Origin of the sequence: Vibrio sp. Y42_MX_L11, assembly GCF_024181785.1 — a bacterium.
GTDB classification, from domain to species: Bacteria; Pseudomonadota; Gammaproteobacteria; order Enterobacterales; family Vibrionaceae; genus Vibrio; species Vibrio diabolicus.
Map to the genome: position 1 here is coordinate 88,211 of NZ_JAMZAP010000012.1, position 18,604 is coordinate 106,814.

At 46.3% G+C, this 18,604-nt stretch carries 18 protein-coding genes; 5 read left to right on the forward strand and 13 right to left on the reverse strand.

The genetic code is table 11. The annotated features are described in order from the left end of the window. Nucleotides 1-1,008 carry a cytochrome d ubiquinol oxidase subunit II gene (gene cydB, locus NL643_RS13675; protein ID WP_203347536.1) on the forward strand — a complete coding sequence of 336 codons (1,008 nt, stop codon included), beginning with the start codon at nt 1-3 and terminating at the stop codon, nt 1,006-1,008. Between the two features lie 20 nt (nt 1,009-1,028). Then, nucleotides 1,029-1,193 (forward strand): DUF2474 family protein, encoded by a 165-nt coding sequence (locus NL643_RS13680; protein ID WP_253644607.1) that lies wholly within the window; start codon nt 1,029-1,031, stop codon nt 1,191-1,193. 69 nt (nt 1,194-1,262) lie between these two features. Here NL643_RS13680 and NL643_RS13685 read toward each other — a convergent pair whose 3' ends face one another. The 4 genes from NL643_RS13685 to NL643_RS13695 form a co-directional block, all read right to left on the reverse strand. Then, nucleotides 1,263-2,018 (reverse strand): PhzF family phenazine biosynthesis protein, encoded by a 756-nt coding sequence (locus tag NL643_RS13685; RefSeq protein ID WP_203347537.1) that lies wholly within the window; start codon nt 2,016-2,018, stop codon nt 1,263-1,265. A 141-nt stretch (nt 2,019-2,159) separates the two neighbouring features. Further along, entirely contained in the window at nt 2,160-2,240 is an 81-nt protein-coding gene (locus NL643_RS22775; RefSeq protein WP_309474313.1) for a hypothetical protein, read from the reverse strand. Nucleotides 2,241-2,430: 190 nt separating this feature from the next. Further along, entirely contained in the window at nt 2,431-3,087 is a 657-nt protein-coding gene (gene hxpB / locus NL643_RS13690; protein ID WP_203347538.1) for a hexitol phosphatase HxpB, read from the reverse strand. A 129-nt stretch (nt 3,088-3,216) separates the two neighbouring features. Then, entirely contained in the window at nt 3,217-4,098 is an 882-nt protein-coding gene (locus NL643_RS13695; RefSeq protein WP_253644609.1) for a LysR family transcriptional regulator, read from the reverse strand. Between the two features lie 97 nt (nt 4,099-4,195). Here NL643_RS13695 and budA point away from each other — a divergent pair, with 97 nt between their 5' ends. The 3 genes from budA to NL643_RS13710 are packed head-to-tail and all read left to right on the forward strand — an operon-like array spanning nt 4,196 to nt 7,469. Then, nucleotides 4,196-4,981, forward strand: coding sequence for an acetolactate decarboxylase (gene budA / locus NL643_RS13700; RefSeq protein ID WP_253644610.1), 786 nt, complete (start codon nt 4,196-4,198; stop codon nt 4,979-4,981). A gap of 29 nt (nt 4,982-5,010) precedes the next feature. Further along, the gene (gene alsS / locus NL643_RS13705; RefSeq protein WP_182036081.1) at nt 5,011-6,714 is read left to right on the forward strand and encodes an acetolactate synthase AlsS; all 1,704 of its coding nucleotides are present in this window, start codon (nt 5,011-5,013) and stop codon (nt 6,712-6,714) included. Then, a complete protein-coding gene (locus tag NL643_RS13710; protein ID WP_005392589.1) occupies nt 6,711-7,469 on the forward strand; it encodes an SDR family NAD(P)-dependent oxidoreductase in 759 nt (252 codons plus the stop codon). Before alsS ends, NL643_RS13710 begins: the two co-directional genes overlap by 4 nt. Before the next feature lie 91 nt (nt 7,470-7,560). Here the strand turns inward: NL643_RS13710 and NL643_RS13715 are convergent, their stop codons facing one another. The 9 genes from NL643_RS13715 to NL643_RS13755 form a co-directional block, all read right to left on the reverse strand. Beyond that, a complete protein-coding gene (locus NL643_RS13715) occupies nt 7,561-9,474 on the reverse strand; it encodes a BCCT family transporter (RefSeq protein WP_253644611.1) in 1,914 nt (637 codons plus the stop codon). A 150-nt stretch (nt 9,475-9,624) separates the two neighbouring features. Next, nucleotides 9,625-10,230, reverse strand: coding sequence for a methyltransferase domain-containing protein (locus NL643_RS13720; protein ID WP_253644612.1), 606 nt, complete (start codon nt 10,228-10,230; stop codon nt 9,625-9,627). A gap of 124 nt (nt 10,231-10,354) precedes the next feature. Further along, on the reverse strand, nt 10,355-11,557 hold the full coding sequence (locus NL643_RS13725) for a phenylacetate--CoA ligase family protein (RefSeq protein WP_253644613.1): 1,203 nt from the start codon (nt 11,555-11,557) through the stop codon (nt 10,355-10,357). Nucleotides 11,558-11,566: 9 nt separating this feature from the next. Beyond that, nucleotides 11,567-12,388: an ABC transporter ATP-binding protein gene (locus NL643_RS13730; RefSeq protein ID WP_005392594.1), complete on the reverse strand. Its 822-nt coding sequence runs from the start codon at nt 12,386-12,388 to the stop codon at nt 11,567-11,569. An 80-nt stretch (nt 12,389-12,468) separates the two neighbouring features. After that, nucleotides 12,469-13,713, reverse strand: a complete 1,245-nt coding sequence (locus NL643_RS13735; RefSeq protein ID WP_253644614.1) for an ABC transporter substrate-binding protein — start codon at nt 13,711-13,713, stop codon at nt 12,469-12,471. A gap of 54 nt (nt 13,714-13,767) precedes the next feature. After that, nucleotides 13,768-14,835: a branched-chain amino acid ABC transporter permease gene (locus NL643_RS13740; RefSeq protein ID WP_253644615.1), complete on the reverse strand. Its 1,068-nt coding sequence runs from the start codon at nt 14,833-14,835 to the stop codon at nt 13,768-13,770. Nucleotides 14,836-14,846: 11 nt separating this feature from the next. Beyond that, nucleotides 14,847-15,740 (reverse strand): branched-chain amino acid ABC transporter permease, encoded by an 894-nt coding sequence (locus NL643_RS13745; RefSeq protein ID WP_005392598.1) that lies wholly within the window; start codon nt 15,738-15,740, stop codon nt 14,847-14,849. Continuing rightward, nucleotides 15,740-17,692, reverse strand: coding sequence for a long-chain fatty acid--CoA ligase (locus NL643_RS13750; protein WP_253644616.1), 1,953 nt, complete (start codon nt 17,690-17,692; stop codon nt 15,740-15,742). The genes NL643_RS13745 and NL643_RS13750 overlap by 1 nt, the downstream gene beginning before the upstream one ends. Next, nucleotides 17,692-18,492: an ABC transporter ATP-binding protein gene (locus NL643_RS13755; RefSeq protein ID WP_005373297.1), complete on the reverse strand. Its 801-nt coding sequence runs from the start codon at nt 18,490-18,492 to the stop codon at nt 17,692-17,694. The genes NL643_RS13750 and NL643_RS13755 overlap by 1 nt, the downstream gene beginning before the upstream one ends. Between the last annotated feature and the right edge of the window lie 112 nt (nt 18,493-18,604).

Sequence of the window (18,604 nt, forward strand, 5' to 3'; positions counted from 1 at the left end):
ATGCATTTTGATTTATCCGTGATTTGGTTCGCGATCATCGTTTTTGCCACTTTGATGTACATCATCATGGACGGCTTCGATTTGGGTATTGGAATACTGATGCCCTTCATCAAGGATGAAAAACAAAAAGACGTCATGGTCAACAGTGTCGCGCCAGTTTGGGACGGCAACGAAACTTGGATTGTGCTTGGAGGCGCATCTCTATTTGGCGCTTTTCCGATGGCTTACGCGGTAATTATTGAAGCGCTAACCATCCCTTTAACACTGATGTTGATTGCTTTGATCTTTCGTGGCGTAGCATTTGAGTTTCGCTTTAAAGCATTGGAAAACCACTTAAAGTTCTGGGACCACTCTTTTATGGTCGGCTCGATGTTAACCACGTTTTTCCAAGGCATCGTTGTCGGCGCGGTAATTCAGGGCTTTGCGGTGGAAAACCGCGTTTTCGTAGGTAGCCAACTAGACTGGCTCACCCCTTTTCCCATCTTTTGTGGTTTGGGTTTAGTCGCAACGTACGCGCTGCTTGGTAGCACATGGCTCATCATGAAAACGGAAGGTGAACTGCAAAACACGATGTACCGCTTCACTAACAAAACACTGCTGGCGATGATCTCCGCATTAGTCATTGTGAGCGCTTGGACCCCACTTGCTTACCCTTCCATTGCGGAAAGGTGGTTTTCTCTGCCTAATTTGTTCTACTTACTGCCCGTACCTGTCATTACTGGGCTGGTATGTTTGAAGATTGCCGACTCCGTTACAAAGCGTAAAGAGCGCAGCCCTTTCGTGATGGCATTGGTTATCGTGATTCTCGGGTTCGCTGGGCTTGGCATCAGTATCTGGCCAAATATCATTCCTCCTAGCATATCAATATGGGAAGCAGCCGCTCCTGCAAGCAGTCAACGCTTTATGCTCGTTGGAGCGGTGATCATCATCCCGATCATTCTGGCTTACACCTTTTGGAGTTACTACGTCTTCTCTGGAAAAGTGAAAGAAGACGAAGCGTACCATTAACGAGTTGATAAGGAGTGAGTATGAAAGTCAAAAATTGGTGCCGCCAATGGGCTTGGATGGTTGGAATTTGGATCGTTAGCGTCGCTGCATTAGGGTTAGTATTTTGGATCGTTAGCGTCGCTGCATTAGGGTTAGTATCTATGTTATTTCGCGTCATGATGACCGCTGCAGGGTTAAAATCTTAGCTAGGCACTTATAGGACAATCAAAAATCGACCGCCTCCGGTTCTTAGTCAGAGCTAGAGGCGTTTAAAGTTAAGTGCGACTTTTTACGTGTGCAGACAATACGATAGTAGATTCTGAACAACGAGCCACTTCAAAATAACCACCAGCACGAGATAGCTGACGAGCCGTCAATTTTTGTTTGCCCAGCCTTTCAAACCAATAAGGCGCTAATGAGCACTGAGCCGAACCTGTGGCAAGATCTTCTGAAATACCGATTTTAGGTGCAAAGTAACGCAGCACATAGCCACTATCAGAACTTTGAGCCGTCACGATGACAGCATGAAACTCATCAATTTTAATCAGCTCATCAAAGTTAGGTTGATAGCGAACAACATCATCTTCTGATTCAAGAACAACAACCAAATCACGCGTTGTAAAAGCATCTACGGGGCGATTTGAGAAGCCTGAAATATCCAAGGGGATGACATGAGGCTTGGCTTGCCAACTTGGCATCACGATCCTGTACATTCCATCCAGTTCAGTAACGGTAACATGACCATACTGACTTTGTAGAATGACCTCGTTCTTATGATAGTTGGAAATGATTGCAGCGCCTGCGCCCAAACTTCCGTGTCCGCATAGGTTGATCTCTCCTTCTAGGCTAAACCAGCGAATGTGGTAGTCACTGCCAGCCTGAACCACAAATGATGTGACAGGTTGAGCGACCTGATGAGTGATTTGAAGTAACTCAGAATCACTCAGCCAGTGATTTAGTTCGACAACGCCACAAGGGTTACCTTGAGCCAATTCATCACAAAATACATCATATACTTGCGCTTTAATCATCCATCATCCTTGCGGTTTAACGCTGCACTAAGTTGTGAACAACGCTATCATTAACCCGAAACCAAAAACGAAACCTAAAAATGACAAGCCTCGGGAGTCCCTCTTAAATGCTTTGTTAGTCTTTTTATGCATCTATCTTGGCTAGTTCAACCGTAAACCCATGTTTTGTAACCGTCTACTGTGATGACGCAGGTTTACTTTTGAAAAAAAGGGCAAGTGCACTTCACCTTTCTTCTTGTTTCTTAGGGTTGATTATATCGGCCTCTTCGTAGCCTTCTTTGATCAAATATGCAACGACATTAAGCTTCATTTCATCCCTCACCACTCCTACACATAAGCAACTAATGTCTCATCAAAGTTCTCCATATGGTATGACATCTGTCATAAATATTACCAATCGTAATGAATAGCTTTATCCTATTAAATCCACTAAATGGCTTTCATTAAACTCTGATAGCTTTTGCAGCTTTAGACTGGCTTCATTAAACTCTTGGTAGAACTTATCAGGTTGAGGTATCACGACTGTTTTTATGTTTGCTCGTGTTGCCGCAAGCATACCCGAATAAGAGTCTTCAAAGGCAATACAGTTACTTGAATCTACACCTAGTTTATTGATTGTTGAAAGGTAGACATCTGGCTCTGGCTTGCCCTGTTCTACATCGTCTGACGATGATATCGCGTCAAAGTAACTGGCAATACCGAGTTTGTTCAAAATGGTGGGAATGAGTTGATAAGGTGAATTAGTAGACAGCCCTATCTTAAACCCTTTTTCCTTAAGCCATTTGAGTGTTTCTGTAACACCCTCTAATTCGCATCCTTTTTCAATTATTAATGCCTCCACTTTATCCACAACAGCATTCTCTACTTCTTCTAGGCTCTTTTCTTGCCAAGGATTACGTTCATACCAAAACCTTGTTACTTCACCTGTCGTCATCGTTGCAGTCTGCTTTGACAGTACTTCGGTCACCTGAACGCCAACTGATGAAAACACCTGCTTTTCCGCTTCCTTCCACAAAGGTTCTGAATCAATCAGCAACCCGTCCATATCAAAGACCGCAGCGTATATCATTGGCACATCCTCAGTAAGTTCTATTCGTTGAGTAAGGTTTGTCTATTCAACCAAAGCATAGCTTTGCATATAGCGAGGGAGAGTATCACATTTGCCTGGGGCTATCAGAGCCAGTTCGATAATTCATCTTTAAGCCTCAACATGACTAATGTTCGTGACTACTTTTAACGCCAGCTTATTGAGATTAGACGCCTCCCAAGCAACGACAACACGACTGGTTACGGGGATATCATCAATCTCGGCGACTGTCGCAGAATCATCGAGATGTTCAGCCAGTGAACGTGGAACGATAGCAATGCCTAACCCAGCCTGCGCCATGGCAATCGTCGTACGAAGTTGCGGTGCTGCAAACTGTGGTTCGAGCCTTACTCCTGCGTCGGCAAAAAGTGTGCTCATACCATCAAACAATGCAGGTCCAGTCTCTCGTGGAAACAGTAAAATTTTATGGCTTCTCAACTGTTTCATCTGGATACAGGGATACTTTGCCAGCTCGTTCCCCGCCGGAATCACCGCGACAAACGGGTCGTTAAACAACACCTTGCGCTCAAAAGGCTCACTGGCGTAGCAGGGTAGCCGCATGATTGCGAGATCAAGTTGTTTGCTTTTTAACTGAGTGGCAAGCTCTGGCATTGACAGTTCCGCCGTCTGTAAATGAACCCCATTCTCTTGAATACGCCCCACCCTCTCTAATACCTTAATGCAGGTTGATGTTGACGTTGCGAACCCGATTTTAACCTGCGTATTTTCACCACGGGCAATCTGTCGGGCTTTTGCTTTAGCGCGTTCCACATCAGCAAGAATATTTACCGCATCCGTATAGAAGACTTGCCCAGCATGGGTCAGTTCTACCCCTCTAGACAAGCGCTTAAATAGGTCCACACCAAGCTCGTGCTCTAACTTTTTGATTTGTTGACTTAAAGGAGGTTGCGCAATCCCTAACTGTTCAGCGGCTCGGGTAAAGTGACGAGTCTCGGCGACCGCGACAAAATACTTCAGGTAGCGAAATTCCATATATTTTCCATATCAAAATAAATCTTTTTTATATTGGATTTAGCACCGTGTAGAAGTCAATCTAAATATACTCTTCATTGCATAACTGGTCTTACTCATGCGTGGATTTTATAACCCTCTATGTGCTTGTTCGCTTGAAGTAGCGAAAGAATTTTCTGAATACCATCACGTTACCGGAGATGGTGAGATTTATCAGACTTCGTTAATGAGTGCTTTGATCGCTGGTGTTTACGAAGGCTCAACAACCATAGAAGAACTGCTGAAACATGGGGATTTTGGTTTAGGTACGTTCAATGAATTGGATGGTGAGTTGATTGCTTTTGATAAGGAAGTTTTTCAACTCAAGTCCGATGGCTCCGCAAACCCGGCAGACCTGGCGCAAAGAACGCCCTTTGCTGTCATGACTTTTTTTAAGCCTGATATCGAGCTGCCACTGACATCGCGCATGTCACGTCATGAAGTCCATAGCCTCATAGACGACATGGTTCCAAGCGATAACCTATTTTGCGCAGTGCGCATTGATGGCGTTTTCGATTCAGTTCGTACTCGCACCGTACCTAAACAAACACGCCCTTATCGGCCAATGCTTGAAGTGGTCAAAGAACAACCAACGTTCCGCTTCACGCATAAGCAAGGCGTGGTCGCCGGCTTTCGCAGTCCTAAATATACGACTGGCATCAATGTGCCCGGCTATCACGAACACTTTATTACCGATGACCGCCAAGGAGGTGGTCATATTCAGGATTACAGCATTTCGTCAGGGTTCCTCCAGATTGGCAAAGTCTCGCGGCTAGTGATTGATACCCCGGTATCGACAGACTTCCTCAGTGCCAATTTGGCTCCGGAAGATATAAATACCGCTATAGAAAAGGCGGAAAAGTAACAAAGTCAGGCAAATAATAAGGACAACAAATGCAATCCAAACCTTCAAATAAAAATGGAGCTCAGTTGATCGCTCAACAGCTAGAGTCTCTCGGCATTAAGTACATTTTCGGTATTCCCGGTGCAAAAATCGATCGACTGTTCGATGCGATTGAAGACACTAACATCCAAATGATTCCTGTACGTCACGAGGCTAACGGCGCGTTTATGGCGGGCGTTATGGGAAGACTAACCGGCAAAGCAGGCGTCACAATGGTTACGTCAGGTCCAGGCTGTGGAAACCTAGTTACAGGAGTGGCAACAGCAAACTCCGAAGGTGATCCGCTGATTGCTATCGGTGGTGCGGTGAAACGAACTGACCAGCAAAAACAAACACACCAAAGCATGGATACCGTCAGTATTTTTCGCTCTATAACCAAGTTCAGTGCTGAAGTGCAGCATGTGGACGCCGCAAGCGAGATCATGGCGAACGCATTTCGTATCGCAGAGTCAGGTCGTCCTGGGGCTTGCTTTTTGAGTCTCCCCCAAGATGTTTTATCCGAGCAAACCCAAACGGACATTATTGTCCCCTCGCCTTATACACAGCATGGTTGCGCAGACATCGCAGCAATCGAAGAAGCGGTCAGTCGAATCAGTAAAGCAAAGCGCTGTGTGGTTTTACTTGGCCTTCACGCGAGCCGCAGCCAAAACGCTGCTGCTATCGCCCGATTTCTTCAAAATACGCAGCTACCCGTTGTCGGCACTTACCAAGCCGCCGGAACGGTAGACATCAACTACTATCACCACTTTGCTGGTCGTGTTGGTTTATTTAACAACCAACCCGGCGATGTTTTACTGCGTGATGCCGATTTAATTCTCACCATCGGCTTTAGCCCAATAGAGTATGACCCTGAGCTTTGGAACAGCCACCGCAACCCAGTGATTCATCTCGATATTGAACCGGCAGAATACCAACTTAATTATCAGCCTTGTGTTGAAATCGTCGGAAACATTGCGCAGTCATTAGACAAAATGGGCAGCTATATCTCTGAATATGCTCGCCTTTCCCCAACGGCACTTTCAGTACTGGAAGAGGTAGCACTGCAACGGCAAGTGATCAAGACCTATCCCAATGTCTATAACAAGCAAGGGTTTCATCCACTGGCACTGATTAAAGCCATGCAATCTATCATCACACCAGATACCACGTTATGTCTTGATATGGGGAGCTTCCACATCTGGATCGCTCGTTACTTAAGTTGTTTTCGAGCTCGCCAAATGCTGGTGTCTAACGGCCAACAAACGATGGGCGTTGCACTGCCATGGGCCATTGGTGCCAGCCTACTGAAACCTGGCAGCAAAGTGGTATCGATATCGGGAGACGGCGGTTTTATGCAATCGAGCATGGAGTTAGAAACCGCGGTTAGACTGAACTGCAATATCGTCCATATTGTGTGGGTTGATAACGCCTACAACATGGTAGAAATGCAAGAGATCAACAAATATCAGCGCTGCTCTGGTGTGAAATTTGGACCAATTGATTTCAAGGCCTACGCCGAATCATTTGGCGCGAAAGGCTTCGCAGTAACTAGTCAACACGAATTGCTACCGACATTGAATAAAGCCATGGACGTTGAAGGACCAGCAGTGGTGGCTATCCCCGTAGATTACAGCGACAACGACAAACTGATGTTGCCGCGCACAGAGAAAAATCAAGATCCCGTTTTTGTAAGTTTCGAAGGAGAAATCGCATGAGAGGATTAAAAAATAAAGTCGCACTCGTCACTGGTTCTGCCAATGGTATTGGTTTGGCCATCGCAAAACGTTTGTATGAAGAAGGCGCAAACGTCGCTCTTGCCGATTGGAATGAAGAGCAGTTGGCAAACGCCGTTGAGGGCTTTGATAAACAGCGTGTGTCTGCGCATTCCATTGATGTTTCTGATCCAGACAAAGTCGCAGCACTGATTTCTGATGTTGTTACCCGTTTCGGTAAACTGGATATTTTAGTAAACAATGCTGGTGTACATGTCCCAGGTTCCGTGATTGAAGGTAGTGTGGAAGACTGGAAGAAGATCTCTGGTGTAAACATTGACGGCGTCGTTTATTGCGCGAAGTTTGCGTTACCTGAACTCTTAAAAACGAAAGGTTGTATGGTGAATACCGCGTCCGTTTCTGGTTTGGGTGGTGACTGGGGTGCCGCATTCTATTGCGCGAGTAAAGGCGCTGTGGTCAACCTTACTAGAGCGATGGCATTGGACCATGGTGCGGAGGGCGTAAGAATTAACGCCGTATGCCCAAGCTTAGTAAAAACCAACATGACGAACGGCTGGCCGCAGGAAATCCGCGATAAATTCAATGAGCGCATTGCGCTCGGCCGAGCCGCCGAACCTGAAGAAATTGCGTCCGTCGTGACTTTCTTGGCAAGTGATGACGCATCTTTCATTAATGGCGTAAACCTACCTGTAGACGGCGGTGCCACCGCATCAGATGGTCAACCTAAAATAGTATAAGCATTAACACTGACTGAGCAGGATTTTTAACTGTAAGGTATCCACGCCAAAAAAAGAGCCGAGTTTGTACTCGGCTCTTGTGTGTCTGTTCTTAAGCCTGCGACGTTGCTAAACCTGCCGACGCGCCGCCTAATAACACATGATTAAATTCCATTCGAGATTCTTGGGCTTGTTCAGACAGTTCTTGTTTCTTCTGTTGAGCCAACTCAAGCGCTTCGGTTAGTTGCTGTAGCTCTGTTTGCATCTCTTCTGGTAAATGATGGTCCGAAAACCCAGATTCACAACTATGTTCTAAGGCAAATGCGCGAATTCTCTTACGCATGCTCATCAGGGCCGCCATTGCTTCGCGCTCTTCTTCAGCCGCCTGTTGAGCTAAGTCTTTAAAGCGCTCAAATTTCGCCAAAGCCATTCCCTCTGTTGACCAAGGGTCAATTTCCGGCAGTTCTTCAATGTTAATGGTTGGCTCTTCGTATTCTGCTTGATGTTTAATATCTAGGCTCGCCGCGCGAACAAAGGACACCATCAACATCACCGAGATAACTAACAACGGTAAACCGCCCACGATCGCAGCGGTTTGTAATGTCGATAAACCTCCCATGAACATTAGGACGGTTGGCAGAAAAGACAAAGTAAACGCCCAGAACAAACGGTTCCAGCGCATCGGTTCTTCCGTCACATCATTTTGAACCACAGACGCAAGAATGTACGAGATAGAGTCAAACGACGTCGCCGTAAAAATGATACACAACAGTGTAAAAACACCAATAACGATTGGCCCTAACGGTAGTGTATCTAACGTTGCAAAAATAGCCGCCGGTGCGCCTGATTCGTTGAGGATTCCGATGACATCAAGCTCACCCGTCAATTGCAACGATAAACCATAGTTACCTAAAACAATGAAGAATAAGAAACAACCTAAAGAACCGTAAAATATAGAACCTACGACCATCTGTTTGATCGTTCTTCCACGCGAGATACGCGCAACAAACAATCCCATGCAAGGAGCAAAGACCAACCACCATGCCCAGTAGAAAATAGTCCAGTCTTGCGGGAAGTGTGTATCTGTAAACTCACCATAACCACCAAACGGCTCCGCCCAGGTTGCCATAACAAAGAAGTTAGACAACATACGACCAATAGAATCTAAGCCCGTTTCTAACATGAACACGGTTGGCCCAACGGCAAGTACAAAGAGTAACAAGCCCATCGCACCCCAGAAGTTAATGTTACTAAGGAATTTGATCCCCTTCTCAAGCCCTGCATACGCGGAGTAACCAAAAATCGCAGTACAGAGAAGTAATACAGCCACTTGGCTGAAGGTATTGTTTGGAAGACCGAAGATATGATGTAGACCACCGTTGATAAGAGGCGCTGCTAAGCCAAGCGTAGTCGCCGCGCCACCCAACATACCAAAAATAAACAGCACATCGATAAACTTGCCAATACCACCGTTTGCGCGCTTTTCTCCTAATACAGGCATTAACGCACTAGAGATTTTCAAAACAGGTTGTTTGCGTACATAAAAGAAGTAAGCGATAGGCAGAGCAGGAATAAGGTAAATTGACCAAGCGATCGGTCCCCAGTGAAACAGACCATAAGTCGCGGCCCAGCGAATGGCTTCTTCACTGCCTGCTTCCAACTGAAATGGTGGTGATTGATAGTAGTATGCCCACTCGATACACCCCCAATACAGAATACTTGCACCAATACCTCCACAAAATAGCATTGCAGCCCATGAGGCGTTACCAAATTCTGGTTGCTCGTCGGCTTCACCAAGTTTGATTTGGCCAAGATCGCTGAACACCGTGTAAATCATAAAACACATTGCTGCGATACCCAGTGCGAGGTATAACACACCAAGCTTATCGGTCATGAAAAATTTGGCCGAAGCTATCCAATCCGCACCTTGTGTGGGAAATAAAATTAAAGGTATAACGACGCTGAGTAAAAGAAAGAGTGAGCCTAAGAAGGTAGGCTTATCGATGAGAGAAAATGATTTGTCCATATTATATATCCTTATGTTTTCAAAGGACATGATCTACATTTCTCACAACTTCGCCAATTCACAACACTTATCGTTACCACAAGAATAATTGTCTTTAAAAGATGCATTATGTGACGCTGATTTTGTATTCATTATTTGATGCCATAGCGTTTAAATACGGCAACTTTTCTGCCACACCATCCAGCGCTCTCTACCTTTAAAAACCTCAACACTGTTTGCCACCACTGAGGATTCCACAAGCTTAAACGTCGGTTCTAGATAACCCTCCAACTCCCCACTTCGCAAACAAAATGGAGGAAAGCGAGAGTGGTAATCATCATCTATAACGAAATAACCAATTAACAAACCGCCTCTTGGCAGCAATTTATCCACCATAGCAAAGTAATCTGGCCACTGGTCTCTCGGTAGTGCAGCGAGAAAGGCACGCTCGTAAATCACATCAAATGAGTGCGTAGAGTCAGCGTTAAATACATCCCCCAGCACGACTTTATCTTTGTGCTTGCCTAACATCGATTGCGCCATTTTTACTGCTTGTTGGCTGTAATCCATCGCGATCACATCATGCCCATATTGAATAAAAGAGCTGAGTTCATAAGCAGCACCACAGCCAGGGATAAATACAGACTGACCGCTATGAAGCGCGTTTTCTAGGTAAGCTTTTAGCTCTTGAGGTGTGGTTTTTGCATCCCACGGCATGGTGCCTTGGGTAAACAAATTATCCCAAAACTGTTGATTGATGGTCGGTGCCTGCTTCATTTATCGCCCTCCTGATTGTACTGGCACAAAAAGAAAGGGATACGCAGCACAATGTGGTATCCCCTCTCCTAGCCTTTGATTTTTACGTTGTTAGCTTTTTATAAATGCGTTTTACAATGATGGGTTAACTGCGCAGGTCATTGATTAACGGCTGCTCCGCTTGGTTCGGTACAAACTGGACATTGCCTTTCAGTTTAGTGACAGACTGGAGTGTTGCTTGAATGTCCTCTGCTGATACATGAACATCATGACAGCAGAAAGTAATGGTATCGTTGAAGCCATCACGCTCAATTTTCAAGGAGCCTTTAATATCGTGGCGACGACAGACTTCTTGGATCTGATGCGGATAAACAAACAGGCCTTTCACTTTCACCGCTGAGTCCGCACGCCCCATCCAGCCTTTAATTCGCGCATTCGTGCGTGGCGAATCCGAGCCCGTTTCTAGGTATGCCGATAAATCTCCCGTTGCGTAGCGAATCAGCGGAAACTTCTCATCGAGCGATGTCACGACTACTTCACCGACTTCTCCCGGTTGTACAGGAATGCCATCAGGATTAACGATTTCAACGATAATATCTTCGGCAATCACCAAGCCTTGCTCGCCTGTGACTTGATAAGCAATCAAACCAAGCTCAGCACTTGCGTAGGCTTGAGAGACTGTAATGCCTTTGTCCTCAAACATCTGTTGCATGTCTGCAGTGACTGCTTCACCAGAGACTAGCGCTTTGGTAAAACTCGGCGACTCACCATATTTCTCTTGGTACTTTTGTAGCAACGTCAGCAAGTAAGAAGGCGTGCCCGTATAACCCGTTGGCTGCAGCTGTTTAATCGCTTCAATTTGTGCTTCGGTATTCCCGACACCCGCCGGAAATACCGCACAGCCACAAGCTCTTGCGCCTCCATCCATAATAAATCCGCCAGGCGAGAAATGGTAAGAGAGCGTGTTATGCACTAAATCGCCCGCACAAAACCCAGCTGCGTGGAACGCGCGCCCCATACGCCAGAAATCCGCCTCATCCGTTTGTGCCTCATACAAAGGCCCCGGAGACTGAAAAACACGCGCCATCTGACCAACCGCAACACTATTTAAACCACCAAACGGCGGTTTAAGTTGCTGCTGGTTTGGCACATTGAATTTGCGCGTAATCGGAAACTGAGCAAGCCCTTCACGATTATTCGCCAACGTAGGCTCTAACTCAGCAAAATGCGCCGCATAATGTTCGCTGTTGGCTTTTGCATTTTCAATCAACGTTGACAGACGTTGAAACAGCGATTCTTCTCGTGCCTGTGGAGACAAAGACTCTTTCGCATCAAATAGTTCGTTCATCATCGCTCCTTACAACCAACGCTTACGACGTTTGTAAGATTTCAGGTTCTTAAAGCTCTTGCGATCTTCATCGCCACCGCCAAGGTAGAACTCTTTCACATCTTCATTGTTTAGCAGTTCGTGCTTGCTACCATCCAGAACGATTTTACCTGATTCCATGATGTAACCGTAATCGGCCGCTTGAAGGGCAAAGTTGGCATTCTGCTCAACCAAAAGCATGGTAATGCCTTGATCTTTATTAATCTTGTTAATAATGCTGAACACCTCCTTCACCAACAGCGGCGAAAGCCCCATCGAAGGTTCATCCAACAAGATCATTTTTGGACGAGCCATCAGTGCACGACCAATCGCTAGCATTTGCTGCTCACCACCTGACAAATAACCCGCTAGACCAGTGCGCTCTTTAAGGCGAGGGAAATAATCAAACACCATTTCGATGTCTTGCTCGACTTCGTTGTCCGTGCGCGTGTAAGCGCCTAAGCGAAGATTTTCTATTACCGTCATATCTTCAACAATTCGGCGCCCTTCCATCACTTGGAAGATGCCCGAACGGACGATCTCTTCCGGGCTTTTGTTGTCTATGCGCTCGCCCATGAAGTTGATTTCGCCGCGCGTCACTTCACCATCTTCGGTTTTCAATAGACCAGAAATGGCTTTCAACGTTGTGGATTTACCCGCACCGTTGGCACCAAGTAAGGTCACAATCTGCCCTTTTGGAACTTCTAAACTCACACCGCGAAGCACTAGTATTACTTCGTCGTAGACGACTTCAATGTTGTTCACTGAAAGCAGTATTTCTGCCGGTTCGATATTCGTTGCTAATTCAGCCATCAAACTACTCCTTGCTAGGGTGAGAGCGTTCTCTCACCCATCCTTATTTTCAGTAAGCTTTGTTATTAATAAGTCGTAGATTAGTAACCTAGCCAATCGTCACGACGTGACAATGTCACCTGAGATACTTTCTTAATATCAACGGCGCCGCCATCGTTGTTGCCCATAAAGACGTTCACGGTTGTTGTGCCACGGTGATCTTCCGGCTTCCAGTTCGCAGGTACACAAACACCTTCTAAGCCTTGTGGGACCCAGTTGTCATGGACATACATGCCCTTCTTGATGTTTTCACCCGTAATGCCACCGTTGTCTTTCGCCCACTCCATCGCTTCTTTCATGTAGAACGCAGAACAAATGCCGCGAATGTAGTGGTGAGTTCTAAACTCGCCCGGTTCTGATTCAGACTGCTTAGAAATCTCACGAACCAGTTTCATGCCTTCGTTATCGTCTCCCCAAAACGCCGTCATGCCAGGAAAAACATAATCTTTAAGGCCATCGCCCGCCGCTTCAAGTACTGGTTTGTCACCGCCCCAAATGTTCGCCATGTACTGGAACTCTGTACCTACCGTATTACAAGACTTCACGAGTGAGATTACCGAGCTACCGATATTGGCAATGTAACCGTAGTTGGTGCCAGACTCTTTGAGTGACAGACATTGTGCTTTGAAATCACCCGGTTTGAGTGACACAACGACTGGGTTTTGTACCTCAAAACCAAGCTCTTCAGCATATTCTGCACACGCTTCTTTTGGCGCATTCGGGAATGGGTGGTTATCGCCAATGTGGGTAAATTTCGGCGTACCTTGGTTGCCCTTTGATTCCCAATCTTCTTTCGCCCACTTCACTAGTGCACGACACGCATCTGAGTACGACGCACCATAGAAGAAGTTATAAGGCGCTGGTTTCGCGGTTTTTGGGTTCTTGCCGGTTGGGTCCGTTAAGTGACCTGAATAAGAGGCAGAGAACACTGGCACTTTGTCTTTGGTCACAAACGAGATGAGTGCTTCGGTATCTGCCGTGCCCCAACCTTGTAGCGCAACCATGTCTTTACGCGCCACCCAACGTTTGTAGTTGGAAATGGCTACTGGCACTTTATACGCCATGTCTACCGTTTCAAATTCGAGCTCAGTACCGTTAATGCCACCGTTTTGGTTGATCCAGCGTAATGCGTCTCGCACACCAGAACCATAAGGCTTACTCACGTAGGCTGTTGGTCCAGAAAAGTCGACCAACTGCCCGACAAATACAGAGTCTTTTGCCCAAGTGGCGGTAGTAAACAGTGCCGAAGATAGCACCAACGTTGTCGCTAAATGTCCTTTGTTCATAACTCGTTGTCCTTGTTATTTAGGTATATTCCACTTAAGTACACGACGTACCGATTAATAAGAAAACGGATAGTGTTTCCAATATGCTCGAATCTGTTGCCAGCGATGCGATAACCCTTGAGGTTCGAAAATAAGGAACAGCATGATGACCAAGCCGATCGCCATTTCTTTGAAGTAAGCAAGCCCATCAACGAACGAAGTGTTATTGCTAAACGCAGCCAACCCCGTCACGCCAAACTCCAATACTTCTGGCAGTAATACGATAAATATCGTACCCATCAATGTGCCTTTGACTGAACCCAAGCCACCAATGATGATCATTGCCAAGAACTGGATAGACATCATGATGGTGAAACCTTCTGCTGATACGAACCCTAAATAATGCCCGTAGAGTGCACCCCCGATGCCTGCATAGAACGCACACACACCAAATGAGAGCAGACGATACTTAGTTAGGTTGATACCCATGATTTCTGCCGACAGGTAGTGATCTCGTACCGAGACAAACGCGCGACCATCACGAGAACGGATCAAGTTCGATGCCCACATGTACATAAAGATCAGCGCAAACAGAGCAATGTAGAAGAAGCTTTCATCGGTCGTAAACTCAAAGCCAAACAGATTGATAGGATTTGCACCAGCACCATATGAGCCGCCACTGAACCAATCTGCACGAGCAAAGAAGTCCTCTAAAATAAACTGCGCAGCCAAAGTCGCAATCGCGAGATATAAGCCTTTAATTCGCGCAGCTGGCAGACCAAACAGCATCCCCACAATCATGGTTAAGTAACCCGCAAGCGGAATCGCAAACACGACTGGAATATTGAACTGGTTATTCAGCCAAGCCGATGCAAAGGCACCAAAGCCAAAGAACGCGCCATGACCTAGGGAAATTTGTCCGGTAAAACCAACCAGAATGTTTAAGCCCAGCGCCGCGATTCCGAGATACGCAACCTGAATAAACAGATTGAGGAAGTAAATATCCAAGACCAGCGGTGCTGCCAGCATGGCGATGACACCAGCAATCGCAAGGCTTCTGATGGTTTTGGTTTCAAAAATTGGCGTATCACTTTTGTATGTGGTTCGAAAATCCCCACATGGGCGCATGCTAAGTTGAGCCATGTTATTTCTCCTTAAATACGCTCGATATCTTTGGTACCAAACAGGCCGTATGGCTTGAAGGCAAGAATGATTAACAGCACATAGAATGGTGCGATGTTGTACAGGTTACCCACTTGCAGGTATTGGCTATCAAAAAACTCAGCTAAGTTCTCTAGCACCCCGATGGTGATGCCACCGACAATTGCGCCGACTACAGAATCTAAGCCACCTAAAATAACGGCTGGGAAAACTTTGATACCAATAATGGATAGCGCGTCAGATACGCCGTTAACGATCCCGATAACAATCCCTGCTGTTGCAGATACCATTGCCGAAATAGCCCAACTAATGGCGAACACTTTCTTGATGGAAATGCCAAGACTCTGGGCTACTTGCTGGTTAAATGCCGTTGCGCGCATTGCCAGACCCATTTTGCTGAATTTGAAGAACCAGTAGAACGCGCCCATGATGAGCATCGAGAAGATCAAACTCAGAATGTAAGCGAACTCAACGTTCAAACCACCGATATTCACCACATTTGTTTCGAACACTTGCGGATACGACACAGCTGAGACACCAAATATCCATTTCATCAATGCTTGGAAGAACATAGACAGACCGATGGTCACCATGATCACAGAGATAATCGGTTCACCAATTAACGGCCTGAGCACAATGGTTTGCACCGCAATACCGAACACCATCATGAACGCGAGCGTGAGTAAAAAGCCGATAAAAAATGGCAGTTGCAGATGAACAAGCGCCGCCCAGCATACCCACGCGCCAATCAACAAGAACTCACCCTGAGCGAAGTTGACCACCTGAGTCGATTTGTATATCAGTACAAAGCACATGGCGACCACGCCATACAACATGCCAACGATCACGCCATTAATGACGAGTTGCAGTAATAAATCCGTATTCACTATGCGATCCTCCGTTGTTCGCTATCCACCAGTGTTGGCTCATGTTCAATAAGCGTTTCAATCACTAGCGACGTTTGAATGCGTGTTTTGGTGCCATCCTGATAAGTGATCACCGTATCCACATCGACTTTTGGATCGTCGCTGTAGATGGTTTCGATGATGTCTCCGTATTTCTCCGCAACCACACCACGACGCACTTTACGCGTACGAGTTAGCTCGCCATCGTCGGCATCCAGCTCTTTGTAAAGTAGAATGAATTTGCTGATCTTCTGTGCATCTGGCAGTGATTCGTTCACTTTCAGCACTTCTTCACGAATCGCTTGATACACTTCTGGCTGAGCGGATAAGTTGGTGTAGTTAGTAAATGCCAAACCACGCTGCTCTGCCCACTTCGCAACAATCGCGTAGCGAATACAGATGATGGCGGATAGCCAAGGTCGACCTTTGCCCACCACTACGGCTTCTGCAATAAACGGCGAGAACTTGAGTTTGTTTTCAATGAACTGCGGAGAGTAGCGGTCGCCATGGCTGGTTTCCGACATATCTTTCAGACGATCAATCACCACCAAGTGACCAGAGTCTTTAAAGTAGCCCGCATCACCCGTATGCATCCATCCGTCTTGTACGTCTTCGTCATACGCTTCCTGGTTGTTCAGGTAGCCAGTAAACATGCCGGTACTTTTCGCGATGATTTCACCAACGCCATTGCTGTCCGGGTTGATGACTTTCACATCTGCATTATCAAACGCAACACCAACGGAATCATAATCCACATCATCCGCTTGGTGCACAGTGTATGCGCCACACATTTCGGTCTGACCATAAAGCTGCTTAAGTGGCACACCAATAGCTTGTAGGTAACGGAAAGTATCCGGTCCCATCGCCGCACCACCCGTCGCAGCAGATGCTAGATTCGAGAAACCTAAGCGGTCACGCAGAGCACGTAGCAAAATCCATTCAGCGAGTTTTGAACGTTTACCCTGCTCCAACGCTTTATTCGCTAAGCTCATGCCCAGTTTGTACATCTTCTGCTTAAACGGCGTGGAATCCATCATTCGCGCAGACACATCTGCCACAATGTTTTCCCACACTCGCGGCGCAAGTAGGACGAAGTTTGGACCGATTTCGCGCAAGTCAGACATCATGGTTTCTTGTTCTTCCACGAAGTTGACTATTTGACGAGAAATCAACGCCTGACCAACCACATACACCTGCTCCATAATCCAAGGCAAAGGCAGAACAGAAACGTAGTTGTCGCCTGGGGAGCGCGGGTCTGCACGCAGATAAGCCGCACAGTGATCCAAGAACGTGCCGCTGTGTAGCTGAGCTAATTTTGGTTTGGAAGTCGTACCCGACGTGGTACAAAGAATCGAAAGATCGCTGCCTTTGGTTGCCGCAACCATATTGAGATATTTATCGGGATCCGCTTTGTCGATCAGTTGACCTTTTTTATAGACCTGCTCAACATCAATTAGTCGTGGGTCGTCGTACTTGCGCATTCCACGCGGGTCACAATAGATAATGAATTCTACGCTTGGGATCTCATCACCGAGCTCAAGTAGCTTATCGCATTGCTCCTCATCTTCCGCAACCACGACTTTTGCTTTGGCATAGTTTATGAGGTACGCCACCTCTTCGTGCATGGAATCTTGATAGATGCCCAGCGAGAAACCTTTGATCGCATGTGCCGCTAACTCGCCCCATACCCATTCAGGACGGTTATCACCTAGCAAACCAACGACATCTTGCTCACCAATACCTAAATCTTGTAGTGCCAGTGCCATCCACTTGACGCGGTTTTCATAATCCTTCCAAGTGAACTCTCGCCATATACCAAACTCCTTTTCACGCATTGCGACTTGTTCGGGCCAGTTCTTGGCATTGTGTTGCAACACTTTTGGAAAGGTATCTAAGCGGGTTATATCTGCCCAATCATTATGTTGCTGTGCCATTATGCACTCTCCTCTAATGTCGGTAACTCTTCGCCTAAGTACGCTTGTTTCACATGTGGGTTGGCCATCACTTCTTCAGGCTCACCCGTAGCAATGTGTTTACCGAAATCCAAAACCAAAACGCGATTAGAGATGTCCATGACCACGCCCATGTCGTGCTCAATCATGATGATCGTGATATCTAATTCTTCATTCAGATCCATGATGTAACGTGCCATGTCTTCCTTTTCTTCCAAGTTCATACCTGCCATTGGTTCATCAAGCAGCAGTAACTTAGGTTTTAAGGCAATGGCACGAGCAAGCTCTACACGCTTACGTAAGCCGTAAGATAGGGTGCCTGCAGTCGCTTTTCGGATGTGCTGGATTTCTAGAAAATCGATCACGTCTTCCACATATTTGCGGTGCGCCATCTCTTCTTTCTGCGCATTGGAGAACCAATAGAGTGGCCCCGTGACGAAGTTATTTTTCAGTAGGTGGTGTCGGCCAACCATGATGTTGTCCAGTACCGACATATGAGAAAAGAGTGCTAAGTTCTGGAAGGTCCTTCCCAACCCTAACTCAGCTCGTTGGCTAGGTGTTCGTTTGGTTACATCATCTCCAGCGAAGATTACAGAGCCTTTGTTTGGTGTGTATCGACCAGAGATGCAATTGAGCATTGAGGTTTTACCTGCACCGTTTGGACCAATGATTGAAAAAATTTCCTTTTCATTCACATGGAAGCTCACGTCAGTTAGAGCTTTCACCCCACCAAAAGCCAATGAAATATCGTTTACCTGCAACAGAGGCGATTCCGATACCATAGTTGATCTCCCTTTCGTTATTTAAGTGCGTTCCATTGAGCACTATTTGATCAAACCTAACTTTGATACTGGTAACCGCTTTTACACCTATGCATCAACTTTGTATTCAGTT